This window comes from Pseudomonas sp. NY15437, from assembly GCF_048068435.1.
In the GTDB taxonomy this organism is placed as follows: domain Bacteria; phylum Pseudomonadota; class Gammaproteobacteria; order Pseudomonadales; family Pseudomonadaceae; genus Pseudomonas; species Pseudomonas nitroreducens_B.
Genome location: NZ_JBLUQC010000001.1, coordinates 103010 through 116925, shown reverse-complemented (window position 1 = coordinate 116925; position 13916 = coordinate 103010). Strand labels below are relative to the sequence as shown.

Sequence of the window (13916 nt, the reverse complement as noted above, 5' to 3'; positions counted from 1 at the left end):
TCCATTCTTTGTAATTTCTCTGAAGCGGCGCCGCAACTAGCCTCGCGTCATTCCCCCTGAGGAGAGGCCGCCATGAGCCCACTGCGCTACCTGACCACCCGCGACAACGCCCGCATCGCCTACCGGCTGAACGGCCCCGCCGAGGGGCCGCTGCTGGTGCTGTCCAACTCCATCGGCACCGACCTGCACATGTGGGACGGGCAGATCGCCGCGTTCGGCGAGCATTTCCGCGTGCTGCGCTACGACGCGCGCGGGCACGGCGCCTCCAGCGTTCCCTCCGGTCGCTATCCGCTGGCGCGCCTGGCGGAGGACGTGATCGAGCTGCTGGATGCGCTCGGCGTGCAGCGCGCGCATTTCCTCGGGCTTTCCCTCGGCGGCTTCGTCGGCCAGTGGCTGGCGCTGAACGCGCCGCAACGCATCGAGCGCCTGGTGCTGGCGAACACGTCCGCCTGGCTCGGCCCGCAGGAACAGTGGGATGCGCGCATCGCCGAGGTGCTGGCGGCGGAGGATATGCAGGGCACGGCGCAGACCTTCCTCGCCAACTGGTTCCCGGTGGCCTGGCTGCAGGCGCAGCGGCCGGAGGTGGAACCCTTCCGCGCCACGCTGCTGGCGACCAACCGGCACGGGCTGGCCGGTTCGTTTGCCGCCGTGCAGGAGACCGACCTGCGCACCGCGCTGCGCGACGTCCGCCTGCCCACGCTGGTGATTGCCGGGCAGTTCGATACGGTGACCGCCGCCAGTCACAGCGAGCTGATCGCCCAGGTCATCCCTGGCGCGCGCCTGCTCACGCTACCGGCGGTGCACCTGTCGAACATCGAGTTTCCCCGCGAATTCGAAGGCGCGGTGCTGGATTTCCTGCTGGCGCCCTGAATCAACAAGGCCGCCTGGGGCGGCCTCGTGGGGCTCAATGGTGCGCGGCATCCACCGCGATGGCCTCGCCGCAGACGTCCGCATAGGGGCGCTTGCGGTCGGCCAGGGTGTAGTGGATCAGCGCGCCGAGACCGGCGCCGAAGAACCAGGAGAACTGCGACAGCGCATCGAACGCCGGCACCAGGGCCAGCACGATGGCGATCAGCGCGGCCGGGACGAACGCTGCCACCGCGCGCAGGTTCACGCCGCCGCTGTAGTGGTAGGCGGCCTCGCGGCTCTCGCTGTACAGCTCGGGGAGGTTCACCCGGCTGCGACGCACCAGGTAGTAGTCGGTGACGATGATCCCGTACAGCGGGCCGAGCAGTGCGCCCAGCCCGCCGAGGAAGTACACGATCACCGCCGGGCTGTTGTACAGGTGCCAGGGCAGGATCAGCACGGCGATGGTGGCGCTGAGCAGGCCGGCGCGGCGGAAGTTCAGCAGGTTCGGCGCGAGGTTGGTGAGCACGTAGGCCGGGGCGACGAAGTTGGCCATGATGTTCACCGCCACGGTGACGATGAGGAACGCCAGGCAGGCCAGCACCAGGCCGAAGGTGCTGGGGATGGCGGCGACGATTTCCGTGGGGTTCTGCACCAGCTTGCCGTCGATGCTGAACTGCGCGCCGGCCAGCACCACGGCGATCAGCGCGAAGCCCAGCATGTTCACCGGCAGCCCCCAGAAGTTGCCCACGCTGATGGTGCGGCGGTCCGCGCAGTTGCGGGTGAAGTCGCAGAAGTTGAGGATCATGGTGCCGTACAGCGACACCCACAGCGCGGCGGCGCCGAACACCTTCAGCCACATGGTCGAGCCGCTCGGGGCATTGCCGCTGGACCAGGAAATCGACAGGCCGGCGCGCCAGTACATCCAGCCGGCGAGGCTGGCGAAGGCGACCAGGATGATCGGGCCGGCGAAGGATTCGTAGCGGCGCACCATTTCCATGCCGTAGGCGAAGATGACCAGCTGCACGCACCAGATGCCGAAGAAGGTGATCCAGCCCAGGGTCGACAGGCCGAGGATCGCGTCCTGGTCATAGGCCGCCAGGCTCGGCGCGATGGCGGTGAGCAGCACGCGCAGGACCACCGAGGCGAGGTAGGTCTGGATGCCGAACCAGGCGATGGCGATCACCGCACGGATCAGCGCCGGCACCTGCGCGCCATGAATGCCGAAGCTGATGCGGCACATCACCGGGTAGGGCAGGCCGGTCTTCTGGCCCATGTAGCCGGACAGGTTCATCAGGCCATAGATCACCAGCGCGCCGAGGGCGAAGGCGGCGAGTATCTGCGCGCCGCTCATGCCCAGGGCAAAGAGGCCGATGGCGAAGGAGTAGTTGGCGATGTTGTGCACATCGTTGGTCCACAGTGCGAACAGGCTGTAGCGGCCCCAGCTGCGACCGGCCGCCTTGGTCGGCGCCAGGTCGGCGCTGTACAGGCGCGGGCTGAGGGTCGGTGCGAGGGGTTTCGCGCAGGTGCCGTTGTCGGCTGGTTGGACAGGGGAAACGCCGGACAGGTGGGTAGGGCTGGAGTTCATGGGCTACTCGGCTTTTGTATGCACGGCTTTTTGTGGTTTGTGTGCAAAGCTAGAAGCGTGCCAGCGCGGCAGCTCTCCCGCCGCCAGCTTTCATTCGCTAAGCCGACAAATCTGCTGCAGCCCTTGTTGGGTGTGGCGTGCGCGGCTGTCCACGTGGTCGAGAAATCAATTCTCCATTGCAATCATTGACTTAGGAGTCAAGTTAGTGACGCCCCTCGGATGTGCGGGGGTGGGGGATTTGTACACAATAATTGTGCACATGCGTTACGCCTTGCTCTGCTACATCCTTGTAGGAGCGGGCCATGCCCGCGATCGCGCGCGTGGCGCGCTCCTACAGGTTCAATCCGGCGCGGGATGAGCCCCGTCGGCGATGGGGCGGGCTCCCTTCTGCGGACATAAAAAAACCGCCCCGGAGGGCGGTTTCTTCAACGCGGCGCGACGTGCTTACAGGCCGTTCTTGGCCTTGAACTCGCGGCGGCGGCGGTGCAGGACCGGCTCGGTGTAGCCGTTGGGCTGCTTGGTGCCTTCGAGGACCAGCTCCAGCGCGGCCTGGAAGGCCACGTTGTCGTCGAAGTTCGGCGCCATCGGGCGGTATTGGGCGTCACCGGCGTTCTGGCGATCCACCACCGAAGCCATGCGCTTGAGGCTTTCCAGCACCTGCTCCTGGGTCACCACGCCGTGGCGCAGCCAGTTGGCCAGCAGCTGGCTGGAGATGCGCAGGGTGGCGCGGTCTTCCATCAGGCCGACGTCGTTGATGTCCGGCACCTTGGAGCAGCCGACGCCCTGGTCGATCCAGCGGACCACGTAGCCGAGGATGCCCTGGGCGTTGTTGTCCAGCTCGTTCTTGATCTCTTCCGCGCTCCAGTTGGTATTGGGGGCGAGCGGAATGGTCAGGATGTCGTCCACCGACGCCGGCGCGCGCTTGGCCAGTTCGGCCTGGCGGGCGAACACGTCGACCTTGTGGTAGTGCAACGCGTGCAGGGTGGCGGCGGTCGGCGACGGCACCCAGGCGGTGTTGGCGCCGGCCAGCGGGTGAGCGATCTTCTGCTCGAGCATGGCGGCCATCAGGTCGGGCATGGCCCACATGCCCTTGCCGATCTGCGCCTTGCCCTGCAGGCCGGTGGCGAGGCCCACGTCGACGTTGTTGTTCTCGTAGGAACCGATCCACTTCTCGGTCTTCATGGCGCCCTTGCGCACCATGGCGCCGGCTTCCATGGAGGTGTGGATCTCGTCACCGGTGCGGTCGAGGAAGCCGGTGTTGATGAACACCACGCGCTCGGCGGCGGCCTTGATGCAGGCCTTCAGGTTGACGGTGGTGCGGCGCTCTTCGTCCATGATGCCGACTTTCAGCGTGTTGCGCGGCAGGCCCAGCAGGTCCTCGACGCGGCTGAAGATCTCGGCGGCGAAGGCGACTTCTTCCGGGCCGTGCATCTTCGGCTTGACGATGTACACGCTGCCGGTGCGGCTGTTCTTGCGGGTCGCGCTGCCGTTCAGGTTGTGAATGGCGATCAGGCTGGTGAACAGGCCGTCCTGGATGCCTTCGGGTACTTCGTTGCCCTGGGCGTCGAGGATCGCCGGGTTGGTCATCAGGTGGCCGACGTTGCGCACGAACAGCAGGGAGCGGCCGTGCAGGCTCAGCTCGGAACCATCGGCCCGGGTGTAGACGCGGTCCGGGTTCATGGTGCGGGTGAAGGTCGTGCCGCCCTTGGAAACCTGCTCGGCGAGGTCGCCTTTCATCAGGCCCAGCCAGTTGCGGTAGACCACGACCTTGTCGTCGGCATCGACGGCGGCCACGGAGTCTTCGCAGTCCATGATGGTGGTCAGCGCGGATTCCATCAGGACGTCTTTCACGCCAGCGGCGTCGGTCTGGCCGATCGGGCTGGTGGGGTCGATCTGGATTTCGAAGTGCAGGCCGTTGTGCTTGAGCAGCACGGCCTTGGGCTTGGCGGCTTCGCCCTGGAAGGCGAGGAACTGCGCGGCGTTCTTCAGGCCGGTCTCGCTGCCGTTGTTCAGGGTCACGGCCAGCGCGCCGTTCTTCACTACATAGGCGGTGGCGTCGACGTGGGAGCCGGTTTCCAGCGGGGCGGCTTCATCGAGGAAGGCGCGGGCGAAGGCGATCACCTTGTCACCGCGGACCTTGTTGTAGCCCTTGCCCTTCTCGGCGCCGTTCTCTTCGCTGATCGCGTCGGTGCCGTAGAGGGCATCGTACAGCGAGCCCCAGCGGGCGTTGGCGGCGTTCAGGGCGAAGCGCGCGTTCATCACCGGCACCACCAGCTGCGGGCCGGCCATGCGGGCGATTTCCTCGTCGACGTTCTGGGTGCTGGCCTGGAAGTCGGCCGGTTCGGGCAGCAGGTAGCCGATTTCCTGCAGGAAGGCCTTGTAGGCGGCGGCGTCATGCGGCTTGCCGGCGCGGGCCTGGTGCCAGCCGTCGATCTTCGCCTGAATCTCGTCGCGCTTGGCGAGCAGGGCCTTGTTCTTGGGGGCCAGGTCATTGATTACGGTTTCGACACCTGCCCAGAACTTGCCAGCGTCAATGCCGGTGCCGGGAATGGCTTCGTTGTTGACGAAGTCGAAAAGGACTTTGGCGACCTGCAGGCCACCGACTTGAACGCGTTCAGTCATTGCTTGCCTCACTCTGCTCAGGACCAGCTCTGGACACAGGCAAAACGCCTTGTAGTCCGAGCCGCGGAATACTACATGATGCCGTGGGAAAAATCAGTGGGCTAGCGTCGCGGTTAGACCAAAGTACGCATATCAGTCACGTAGCAGGTCATATGTTCGCAAATATTATCTGGATTGTTCCAGATAAATCTTAAAACTGTACACGGATTGTCGCGCCGGGTACCTGTGGCAGCCCGTCGCAGCCGGCTGACCTCGCCGTGCCTATACTGCGTTTTCCCTGTTGGAGAATCCCGCATGTCCGTGACGCTTGCCACCCCCACCGATCTGGACGACCTGGTGCTGCTGTTTTCCGGCTACCTCGATTTCTACGAGGTGCCCGCACCCCACGCGAAGATCCGCGAGTTCCTCGGCGCGCGCATCGGCAGCGGCGAATCCACGGTGTACATCGCCCGCAGCATCGACGGGCTGGCGGTCGGCTTCGTGCAGCTGTATCCGTTCTTCGCGTCCCTGGCGCTGCAGGCTGCCTGGCTGGTCAGCGACCTCTACGTGCTCCCCGCCGCGCGCCGCGACGGCTATGGCGAAGCGCTGATGAACGCCGCTCGCGCCCATGCCCAGAGCAGCGGCGCCTGCGGCCTGATGCTGGAGACGGCGAAGACCAACCACGCCGGCCAGTCGCTCTACGAGCGCCTGGGCTACAAGCGGGACGACACGTTCTACACCTACTGGCTGGACCTCACGGCCTAACTCTTCGCGGAGACTGCTCATGGACCACCTCGTATTGACCGTCATCGCCCAGGACCAGCCCGGTCTGGTGGAGCGCGTGGCCAAATGCATCGCCGCCCACGGCGGCAACTGGCTGGAAAGCCGCATGTCGCGCATGGCCGGACAGTTCGCCGGGATTCTCCGCGTGGCGGTGCCCGCCGAGGGCTATGACGAACTGGTGGAAGGCCTGCAGGAGCTGAGCGAGCACGGCATCCGCGTGCTGCTGGCCGAAAGCGGCATCGAGCCGGCCTGCAACTGGGAGCCGATCCACCTCGACCTGGTGGGGAACGATCGCCCCGGCATCGTCCGTGACATCACCCAGTTACTGGCCGAGCACGGCGTGAACCTGGAGAGCCTGACCACCGAGGTGCTGCCGGCGCCGATGAGCAGCGAGCCGCTGTTCCATGCCGAAGCGTTACTCGCAGTGCCCCTGACCCTGCCGCTGGACACCCTGCAGCAGAAACTCGAGGCATTGGCGGACGACCTGATGGTCGAGCTGAATTTCCACAGCGGAGAATGATCCTTCCGCTGTAAGGGCGTGTCTTGTGGAAAAACCTGTGGGCTCTCTGTTGATGGTTCGACAGATGGCCCGTTTTATCTAGGGTGCAGGCTCGTCCGGTTATCCACTCGTATCAGCACCGCTGTGCACAGATAGCGGGGATCGCACCGTGGGCATTCTGTTGATAAGTGGCTGAAGCCTTCTGGTACCGTGGCTTCCAGTGATTTGGTCGTTTTCTGTACAGCGTGACCGAGGCGATTTCAAGGTTCCGAGCGTCACAGGCGCTGTGCACAAAACCACGGGAAGAGTCTGTGGAGAAGCCGTTGATGAAACGCTGTAGGCCAGACTGAATCTGGCATTCAGCGGGTTGTCCACTTTCTGAGCGGGCGACGTCGCGCCATCCACACTCAGCGGGGATCAGCCTGTGGAAAAGCTCGGGGAAAGTCTCTTCAGGCGAGAAGTGGCGGGGCTTCCGTGGGTATGATCGAATATTGATCAGTTCACTCTCCGCGGGCGGGCCAGGCTGCAGGAAGAGCGGCGCGGGGCGGCGGCCTGTGGACGAAACGGCCGTTATCCCCGCAATCGCGGGATAGAGCTGTGGACAATCTGCGGGTGACTGCCTGCAGGCCACGGATGGCGAGGCGTGCAGGCAGTGGATCAGTTAATGATCAGTCGCCGCGGGACAGGCGATACCAGATGTCCACGCTGTACACCACCAGGCCCAGCCAGATGCAGCCGAAGGAGATCAGCCGCGCACTGTCCAGGTGCTCGCCGAACAGCAGGATCGCCTGCAATAGCACCAGGGTCGGCGCCAGGTACTGGAGGAAGCCGAGCGTGGCGTAGGGCAGGTGCCGCGCGGCGGCGTTGAAGCAGACCAGCGGCACCAGGGTGATCGGGCCGGCAGCGGCCAGCCAGATCGCGTCCTTGGTGGTCCAGAAGTCCGCATGCACGCTGGGGCCGTCGGCGAACAGCACGAGGTAGCCGATCGCCAGCGGCAGCAGGATCCAGGTTTCCACCACCAGCCCCGGCAGGGCGGCCACCGGTGCCTGCTTGCGGATCAGGCCGTAGAAGCCGAAGGTCAGCGCCAGCGCCAGCGATACCCAGGGCAGGCTGCCCAGTTGCCATACCTGCTGCGCCACGCCCAGCGCCGCCAGCGCGACGGCGAGCCACTGCAACGGGCGCAGGCGCTCGCGCAGGATCACCAGGCCGAGCAACACGTTGACCAGCGGGTTGACGTAGTAGCCCAGGCTGGCCTCGATCATGTGGCCGTTGTTCACCGCCCAGACGTACACCAGCCAGTTGCTGGCGATCAGCAGGCCGCTGGCGGTGAGCACGGCGAGGCGCTTGGGGTTCTCGCGCAGCTCGCGCCACCAGCCGGGGTGCTTCCACACCAGCAGGAGCAGGGCGCCGAACACCGCCGACCAGATGGCCCGGTGGGTGATGATTTCCAGTGCGGGGATGCGTTCGAGCAGCTTGAAGTAGATCGGGAAGAGCCCCCAGATGACATAGGCAGTCAAGCCCAGGGCGTAGCCCCGGCGGGGATTGGCGGTGGCCATGGAACATCCTTGGTTAGGCAGCTAATGAGTGGCTGCACAATTCTAGGGCGCTCGGGTGGGATTGTCTGTGCCGCCGCGGTGGATGTCGCGGCGGTGCGGGCGAATGTGCGTAACGATGCCGTTACGCCGCATTACTGGCCACCGTACATTTCCTTGAAGGGCACCTGGCGCGATGACGTAGTCTTCCATTTGCCATTGACCAGCTCTTCAGTACTCAGCAGGACCATCTCAGGATTCCCACTGCCGCCTGCAGCGTCCTCTATCTCACGTTTCACTTCGATCGGTTGATTGGCCTCCACCACGTATTCGCTCATCTCGTGGTAGCAACAGCCGCTCTTGGAGAACGTAATCAGCCGCTTGCGCTTGCCATCGATATCGAAAAAACCCAGGTTTTCCAGCGTCAGCGCACTCAGTTCCGGGCTGTAGATAAAACGCTGGTGCGCCACGTCAAAGAGAAACACGTCATAGCTCGGGCCGCCGTACGGGCCGCGGTTGCCGTTCTGCACTGCAAAATCCGGCAGGCCATCGAAGTTGAAGTCACCTGCATTGATCACGCCCTGGTAATCGTAACGCCTGGCCGAGTTCACCAGTGGTTCGCCATTCTCCTGCCGGGTAAGAAAAACATTGGGCAGGTACATCGCCTGTGCGACCTCATTGCTGCCGGTGTGCTGGATGCCGAGATAGGCTGGCCCCTCGCAGGTCTGCTCGGCGCAGGGCTGCATGTCGAGTAGGAAGTCATAGCCCGGCGCGGCGTGAGTAATCCTTAACGCCTTTTTCCAATCGTGGCCTTGGGCATCGGCGCCGGTCCCCGGACCCAATCCCTCGATGCGCTCGCGGTAAGCGTCGCTCAAACACTCGGAAATGGCGTCGGCGGCTTCGCAGCGTTGCCGGGTGTTTCGCAGCCAACTGCGTTGGGCTTTCTTCAGTTGTCCCGGATCCAGCTCGGGGCTGCCCAAATGAGCGCGGTAAGTCAGGCTCAATTGCTCATCGAGAGCCGAAAGATCATCGTTTGCACAGATGGCTTGTTCCGTCGGCGTGTTGGCTTTCTGGCAGTCAAAACTGGCGGCCAGCGCCGACGAAAGTGTGATCGACAGGCAGGTGATTAAGGGAAGGTGTAACAGGTTCATGACGCGTCCTCCTTGAAGAGAATCAGTGCCGAGCATCCCTGCGTTGGCACGGAGAAATCAGAACAGCCGCAACGGCTCCTCATCCAGCGCCGCCAGCTGCTCGCGCAGCACCAGCACCTGTTCGCCCCAGTACCGCTCGCTGCCGAACCAGGGGAAGCTCGGTGGAAACGCCGGGTCGTCCCAGCGCCGCGCCAGCCAGGCGCTGTAGTGCATCAGGCGCAGGGCGCGCAGGCCCTCGATCAGCGGCAGTTCGCGCGGGTCGAAGTCGTGGAATTCCTGGTAGCCATCGACCAGTTCCGACAGCTGCCCGAGACGCTCCTGGCGCTCGCCGGCAAGCATCATCCACAGGTCCTGCACCGCCGGGCCCATGCGGCAGTCGTCGAGGTCGACGACGTGGAAGGTGTCGTCACGGCACAGCAGGTTGCCGGGGTGGCAATCGCCATGCAGGCGAATGGGCGTGTACTTCACGCGGGCGTAGAGCTCGTCGATCTTTTTCAGCAGGTCGCGCGCCACGGATTCATAGGCCGGCAGCAGGCTCTTGGGAACGAAGTTTCCTTCCAGCAGGGTGGCCAGGGACTCATGGCCGAAGTTCTGCGGGGTCAGCGCCTCGCGGTGCGCGAACGGGCGGTTGGCGCCCACGGCGTGCAGGCGGCCGAGCAACTGGCCGAGGCGATAGAGCTGGTCGAGGTTGCCCGGCTCCGGCGCGCGGCCGCCGCGGCGCGGGAACAGGGTGAAGCGGAAACCGGCGTGTTCGAAAAGCGTCTTGCCCTCGTGCATCAGCGGCGCGACCACCGGGACTTCGCACTCGGCCAGTTCGGCGGAGAAGGCGTGTTCCTCGAGGATCGCTTCGGTGCTCCAGCGCCCGGGGCGGTAGAACTTGGCGATCAGCGGTTCGCTGTCCTCGATACCGACCTGGTAGACGCGGTTCTCGTAGCTGTTGAGCGCGAGTACGCGGGCGTCGCTGAGGAAACCGATGCTTTCCACCGCATCCAGCACCAGATCGGGGGTGAGGTCGGAAAAGGGATGGGACATGGCGACGTTCCGGCAGTGGTAAAGCTGTCTAGTGTACCCAGTCCGCCCCCGTTGGGTGCGCTGCCGCCTCAGCGGTCGATGCAGTGTTTGCCCAGGTAGTCGACGAAGTCCGTCGCCAGCGCCCGGCGCTCGCCCTTCACCAGGGTCAGCTTCTGCATCGCGCGGCCGTTGCAGGTCAGCGGCTGGGCCTGCCTTTCGGTGCTGTGCAGCGGCGTCAGCAGCAGGTCGTAGGGGGTGCCCTGGCGGACCTGCTCGGCCAGTTCAGCCTCGGCGCCGCCGATCAGCAGGACCTTGTTGTGGGTGTCGATCTGGTACTGGTCCACCAGCGTTTCCAGCGTCGGCATCAGCTCTTGGCTGGCGCCGACCCGCAGCACGTCGGGGCCGGCCTGGCTGGCCAGCGGCAGGGAAAGCAGAAACGGCAGGGCGAGAATCGCGAGGGGACGGCGCATGGTGGGAGCTCCGGTTGACCGACGGCCCCGTCCGACCCGGACGGGGCTCCGGCGCTTATTGGAGCGCGGCGCAGCGCCGCCGGGCTTGATATGAGGCAGGGAAACTCCAGTGGCGGCAGCTTAAAGCGGCGTGCCGAGGATGACCTGCGCCGGCGAGAACTGCGCGCGCACCGCCGAGCCGGCTTTCAGGCCGAGAATCGCGATGCGCTCCGGGTCGGTCAGGGCGCAGAGCATCTGCCCGCTGGGCAACTGGATGCGCACTTCGCTGGGGCCGTCGTCGGCTTCGCGGATGTCGTCGATATGACCTTCCAGCGCGTTAAGTCCATCCGGACACGGAATGTGCGGCAGATCGACATAGAGCCAGCCGGCCTTCATCAGGGCCACCACCGGCATGCCGGCAGTCAGCTCCAGCTTCTCGGTGCTTTCCCGGGTGACCCGCGCCTGGATGCGCGAGCCGCCGGGCAATTCGATGCCGATCAGGTCGTTGAGGCCCGACGGCTCGACCGCGACGACGCGCCCGTGCAGCTGGTTGCGCGCGCTGGTGCGCATCATCAGGCGGCCGATCAGCTCCAGGTCGGCCTGGTGCTCGACGTGCTCGACGATGTGTTCGCGCAGGGCCTCCAGCCGCTGGTACAGCGCCAGCAGGCGCTCGCCCTCGGCGGTCAGGCGCGCACCGCCGCCGCCCTTGCCGCCGACGCTGCGTTCCACGAGCGGTCGTTCGGACAGGTTGTTCAGTTCGTCGATGGCGTCCCAGGCGGTCTTGTAGCTCATCCCGGCGGCCTTGGCTGCGTGGGTGATCGAGCCGAGCTGGGCGATCTGCGCCAGGAGGGCGATGCGCTGGGGGCGGCGGGTAACGTGTTGGGTCAACAGGCTCAGGGTGGTCATTGGTTTCGCGGGTGCTTATTGGTATCGCCCGAGGCTCCGTCGCTGGCGTGCAAAACGCAAGGGGCAGATGCCGGGATTGTGGCCCAGCGGTCGACTATTGCGGGGCGGGCGTGCGCGCCAGGCAGTACACGTCGACCTGTCGCGCCCCGGCGCGGCGCAGCAGGCGGGCGATGCGTTCGGCGGTGGCGCCGGTGGTCAGCACGTCGTCCACCAGCGCGAGGTGCAGGCCGGCTACCTCCGCGCCGGCGGCCAGGGCGAAGGCGCTGCGCAGGTTGCGCTTGCGCGTGGCGGCGTCCAGGCCCTGCTGGGCCGGGGTGTCCTGGGTGCGCACTACGAGCCGGGCGTCCACCGGCAGGTCCAGTGGCGCGGCGAGCCAGTCGGCCAGCAACTGCGCCTGGTTGAAGCCGCGCTGGCGTTGGCGTCGGCGGGAAAGGGGCACGGGGATAAGCCGGTCGGGGCGCGGCAGTCCTTCTTCATAGGCATGCAGCAGGTGGCGTTCGAGCAACTGGCCGAGCAAGCGTCCCAGCGGCGCATTGGCCTGGTGCTTGAAGCGGGTGATCAGCGCGTCGACGGGGAAGGCGTAGCGCAGGGGCGTTTCGACGCGATGGAAGGCCGGTGGCCGGCGCAGGCACTGGCCGCAGGTCAGCCCCGGGGCAGGCAGGGGCAGCGCGCACCTCGCGCAGTGCCCGGCGAGCCAGGGCAGGTCGTCATCGCAACCGGCGCAGAGCGGCAGCGCGGCCTGCTCGGCCGCCGCGCCGCACAACAGGCATTGCACGCGAGGGCGCCACCAGACCGGGCGCCAATCCAGCCACCGCATTCCGCCCCTCCAGGGGCGGTGCCGCTCGGGGCGAGCGGCTCAGTGAATCAGCCAGCTCAGGACCACCAGACCCAGCACCGTCCAGATCAGACCGCCGAAGATCGAGCGCCGCAGGAAGGCGCGGATGCCACTGTAGAGCAGCAGCAGGCCGATGAAGAGCAGGACGAAGCTGAAGATCGAGACGTCGATTCCCACAGCCCGCGCCAGGCCGTGGAAGAAGTCGTCCATGGCGCGCCACAGGCCGCCGAGCACGCCCGACAGCAGATCGACGATGAAGCGGATGGCCTTGCCGACCATCTGGCCAAGGCCGTCGAAGAATCCTTCGGTTCCCATCTGGGGTATGACTCCTGAGTGTTCTGTCTGATTGGAGCGGCAACGGGCCGTATCGGTTCAGCCGTGCGCGCTGAGGGAAACTATCGACTGGTTAATAAGTGATCACTTGTCGACCTGTGTCGCGAGAGAGGTTGACAGCGTCACAGCTCCACATATGATGCCTTGAGCCTGATTTCCCCCGGTGGCGCGCCGCCGGGGCACCCTGGACAAGAGGCGCCCCCAAGCGTCGAAGGATTTTGCCGATGAGTGCCACCGCAGCCCACGTAACCCGCCACGACTGGACCCTTGCCGAGGTCCGTGCCCTGTTCGAACAGCCCTTCAACGACCTGCTGTTCCAGGCACAGACCGTGCACCGCGCGCACTTCGACCCGAACCGCGTGCAGGTGTCCACCCTGCTGTCGATCAAGACCGGCGCCTGCCCCGAAGACTGCAAATATTGCCCGCAGTCCGGCCACTACAACACCGGCCTGGACAAGGAAAAGCTGATGGAGGTGCAGAAGGTGCTGGAAGCCGCAGCCCAAGCCAAGGCCATCGGCTCGACGCGCTTCTGCATGGGCGCCGCCTGGAAGCACCCGTCCGCCAAGGACATGCCGTACGTGCTGGAAATGGTCAAGGGCGTGAAGAAGCTCGGTCTGGAAACCTGCATGACCCTGGGGCGCCTGGACCAGGAGCAGACCCAGGCGCTGGCCGAAGCGGGCCTGGACTACTACAACCACAACCTCGATACCTCGCCGGAGTTCTACGGCAACATCATCACCACCCGTACCTACGGCGAGCGCCTGCAGACCCTGGCGTACGTGCGCGAGGCGGGGATGAAGATCTGCTCCGGCGGCATCCTGGGCATGGGCGAGTCGGTGGACGACCGCGCCGGCCTGCTGATCCAGCTGGCCAACCTGCCCGAGCACCCCGAATCGGTGCCGATCAACATGCTGGTCAAGGTCAAGGGCACCCCGCTGGCCGAGGAGAAGGACGTCGATCCGTTCGACTTCATCCGCACCCTGGCGGTCGCCCGCATCATGATGCCGAAGTCCCACGTGCGCCTGTCCGCCGGCCGCGAACAGATGAACGAGCAGATGCAGGCCCTGGCCTTCATGGCCGGCGCCAACTCGATCTTCTACGGCGAGAAGCTGCTGACCACCGCCAACCCGCAGGCCGAGAAGGACATGCAGCTGTTCGCCCGCTTAGGCATCAAGCCCGAGGAGCGCGAGGAGCACGCCGACGAGGTGCACCAGGCCGCCATCGAGCAGGCGCTGGTGGAGCAACGCGATTCCCAGCTGTTCTATAACGCCGCTTCGGCCTGATAGAGCGGCTCGTCTTCCTGTAGGAGCGAGCTCGCTCGCGAACGCTTTTCCGGCTGCACAGTACGGGGCGGTTCGCGAGCAAGCTCGCTCCTACAAAGC

The 13916-nt window shown here is 65.6% G+C and carries 13 protein-coding genes; 4 read left to right on the top strand and 9 right to left on the bottom strand.

Going from position 1 to position 13916, the window contains the following annotated elements; all coding sequences use genetic code 11:
- Positions 1–72: 72 nt before the first annotated feature.
- Positions 73–870 (top strand): 3-oxoadipate enol-lactonase, encoded by a 798-nt coding sequence (gene pcaD, locus ACNFIA_RS00550; protein ID WP_416782528.1) that lies wholly within the window; start codon positions 73–75, stop codon positions 868–870.
- Between the two features lie 34 nt (positions 871–904).
- On the opposite strand, the gene ACNFIA_RS00545 is transcribed toward pcaD, so the two are convergent.
- Together ACNFIA_RS00545 and ACNFIA_RS00540 are read right to left on the bottom strand one after the other, a co-directional pair.
- Positions 905–2434, bottom strand: a complete 1530-nt coding sequence (locus ACNFIA_RS00545; protein ID WP_416782527.1) for an NCS1 family nucleobase:cation symporter-1 — start codon at positions 2432–2434, stop codon at positions 905–907.
- A 444-nt stretch (positions 2435–2878) separates the two neighbouring features.
- Positions 2879–5056: a malate synthase G gene (locus ACNFIA_RS00540; RefSeq protein WP_259758920.1), complete on the bottom strand. Its 2178-nt coding sequence runs from the start codon at positions 5054–5056 to the stop codon at positions 2879–2881.
- 294 nt (positions 5057–5350) lie between these two features.
- Here ACNFIA_RS00540 and ACNFIA_RS00535 point away from each other — a divergent pair, with 294 nt between their 5' ends.
- On the top strand, positions 5351–5800 hold the full coding sequence (locus ACNFIA_RS00535) for a GNAT family N-acetyltransferase (RefSeq protein ID WP_416782526.1): 450 nt from the start codon (positions 5351–5353) through the stop codon (positions 5798–5800).
- Positions 5801–5819: 19 nt separating this feature from the next.
- Positions 5820–6338 carry a glycine cleavage system protein R gene (locus ACNFIA_RS00530; protein WP_416782525.1) on the top strand — a complete coding sequence of 173 codons (519 nt, stop codon included), beginning with the start codon at positions 5820–5822 and terminating at the stop codon, positions 6336–6338.
- 647 nt (positions 6339–6985) lie between these two features.
- Here the strand turns inward: ACNFIA_RS00530 and rarD are convergent.
- From rarD to ACNFIA_RS00495, 7 genes are all read right to left on the bottom strand, one after another.
- The gene (gene rarD / locus ACNFIA_RS00525; protein ID WP_416782524.1) at positions 6986–7873 is read right to left on the bottom strand and encodes an EamA family transporter RarD; all 888 of its coding nucleotides are present in this window, start codon (positions 7871–7873) and stop codon (positions 6986–6988) included.
- Positions 7874–8004: 131 nt separating this feature from the next.
- Complete coding sequence (locus ACNFIA_RS00520; RefSeq protein WP_416782523.1) at positions 8005–9000, bottom strand: lysozyme inhibitor LprI family protein; 996 nt, start codon at positions 8998–9000, stop codon at positions 8005–8007.
- A gap of 57 nt (positions 9001–9057) precedes the next feature.
- Positions 9058–10032, bottom strand: coding sequence for a serine/threonine protein kinase (locus tag ACNFIA_RS00515; RefSeq protein ID WP_416782522.1), 975 nt, complete (start codon positions 10030–10032; stop codon positions 9058–9060).
- Positions 10033–10100: 68 nt separating this feature from the next.
- Complete coding sequence (locus tag ACNFIA_RS00510) at positions 10101–10481, bottom strand: hypothetical protein (RefSeq protein ID WP_416782521.1); 381 nt, start codon at positions 10479–10481, stop codon at positions 10101–10103.
- A 120-nt stretch (positions 10482–10601) separates the two neighbouring features.
- The gene (locus tag ACNFIA_RS00505; RefSeq protein ID WP_259758926.1) at positions 10602–11366 is read right to left on the bottom strand and encodes a TOBE domain-containing protein; all 765 of its coding nucleotides are present in this window, start codon (positions 11364–11366) and stop codon (positions 10602–10604) included.
- Between the two features lie 94 nt (positions 11367–11460).
- The gene (locus tag ACNFIA_RS00500) at positions 11461–12183 is read right to left on the bottom strand and encodes a ComF family protein (RefSeq protein ID WP_416782520.1); all 723 of its coding nucleotides are present in this window, start codon (positions 12181–12183) and stop codon (positions 11461–11463) included.
- Positions 12184–12222: 39 nt separating this feature from the next.
- On the bottom strand, positions 12223–12516 hold the full coding sequence (locus ACNFIA_RS00495; RefSeq protein WP_081519671.1) for a hypothetical protein: 294 nt from the start codon (positions 12514–12516) through the stop codon (positions 12223–12225).
- Between the two features lie 242 nt (positions 12517–12758).
- Here ACNFIA_RS00495 and bioB point away from each other — a divergent pair, with 242 nt between their 5' ends.
- Positions 12759–13817 carry a biotin synthase BioB gene (gene bioB, locus ACNFIA_RS00490; RefSeq protein WP_416782519.1) on the top strand — a complete coding sequence of 353 codons (1059 nt, stop codon included), beginning with the start codon at positions 12759–12761 and terminating at the stop codon, positions 13815–13817.
- Positions 13818–13916 lie beyond the last annotated feature (99 nt).

Excerpts from the sequence above, each read along its gene's own strand:
- ACNFIA_RS00545 (WP_416782527.1), bottom strand. The coding sequence starts at position 2,434 with ATGAACTCCAGCCCTACCCACCTGTCCGGCGTTTCCCCTGTCCAACCA.
- ACNFIA_RS00530 (WP_416782525.1), top strand. The coding sequence starts at position 5,820 with ATGGACCACCTCGTATTGACCGTCATCGCCCAGGACCAGCCCGGTCTG.
- ACNFIA_RS00535 (WP_416782526.1), top strand. The coding sequence starts at position 5,351 with ATGTCCGTGACGCTTGCCACCCCCACCGATCTGGACGACCTGGTGCTG.
- rarD (WP_416782524.1), bottom strand. The coding sequence starts at position 7,873 with ATGGCCACCGCCAATCCCCGCCGGGGCTACGCCCTGGGCTTGACTGCC.
- ACNFIA_RS00520 (WP_416782523.1), bottom strand. The coding sequence starts at position 9,000 with ATGAACCTGTTACACCTTCCCTTAATCACCTGCCTGTCGATCACACTT.
- ACNFIA_RS00495 (WP_081519671.1), bottom strand. The coding sequence starts at position 12,516 with ATGGGAACCGAAGGATTCTTCGACGGCCTTGGCCAGATGGTCGGCAAG.
- bioB (WP_416782519.1), top strand. The coding sequence starts at position 12,759 with ATGAGTGCCACCGCAGCCCACGTAACCCGCCACGACTGGACCCTTGCC.
- ACNFIA_RS00540 (WP_259758920.1), bottom strand. The coding sequence starts at position 5,056 with ATGACTGAACGCGTTCAAGTCGGTGGCCTGCAGGTCGCCAAAGTCCTT.
- ACNFIA_RS00505 (WP_259758926.1), bottom strand. The coding sequence starts at position 11,366 with ATGACCACCCTGAGCCTGTTGACCCAACACGTTACCCGCCGCCCCCAG.
- ACNFIA_RS00515 (WP_416782522.1), bottom strand. The coding sequence starts at position 10,032 with ATGTCCCATCCCTTTTCCGACCTCACCCCCGATCTGGTGCTGGATGCG.
- ACNFIA_RS00500 (WP_416782520.1), bottom strand. The coding sequence starts at position 12,183 with ATGCGGTGGCTGGATTGGCGCCCGGTCTGGTGGCGCCCTCGCGTGCAA.
- ACNFIA_RS00510 (WP_416782521.1), bottom strand. The coding sequence starts at position 10,481 with ATGCGCCGTCCCCTCGCGATTCTCGCCCTGCCGTTTCTGCTTTCCCTG.
- pcaD (WP_416782528.1), top strand. The coding sequence starts at position 73 with ATGAGCCCACTGCGCTACCTGACCACCCGCGACAACGCCCGCATCGCC.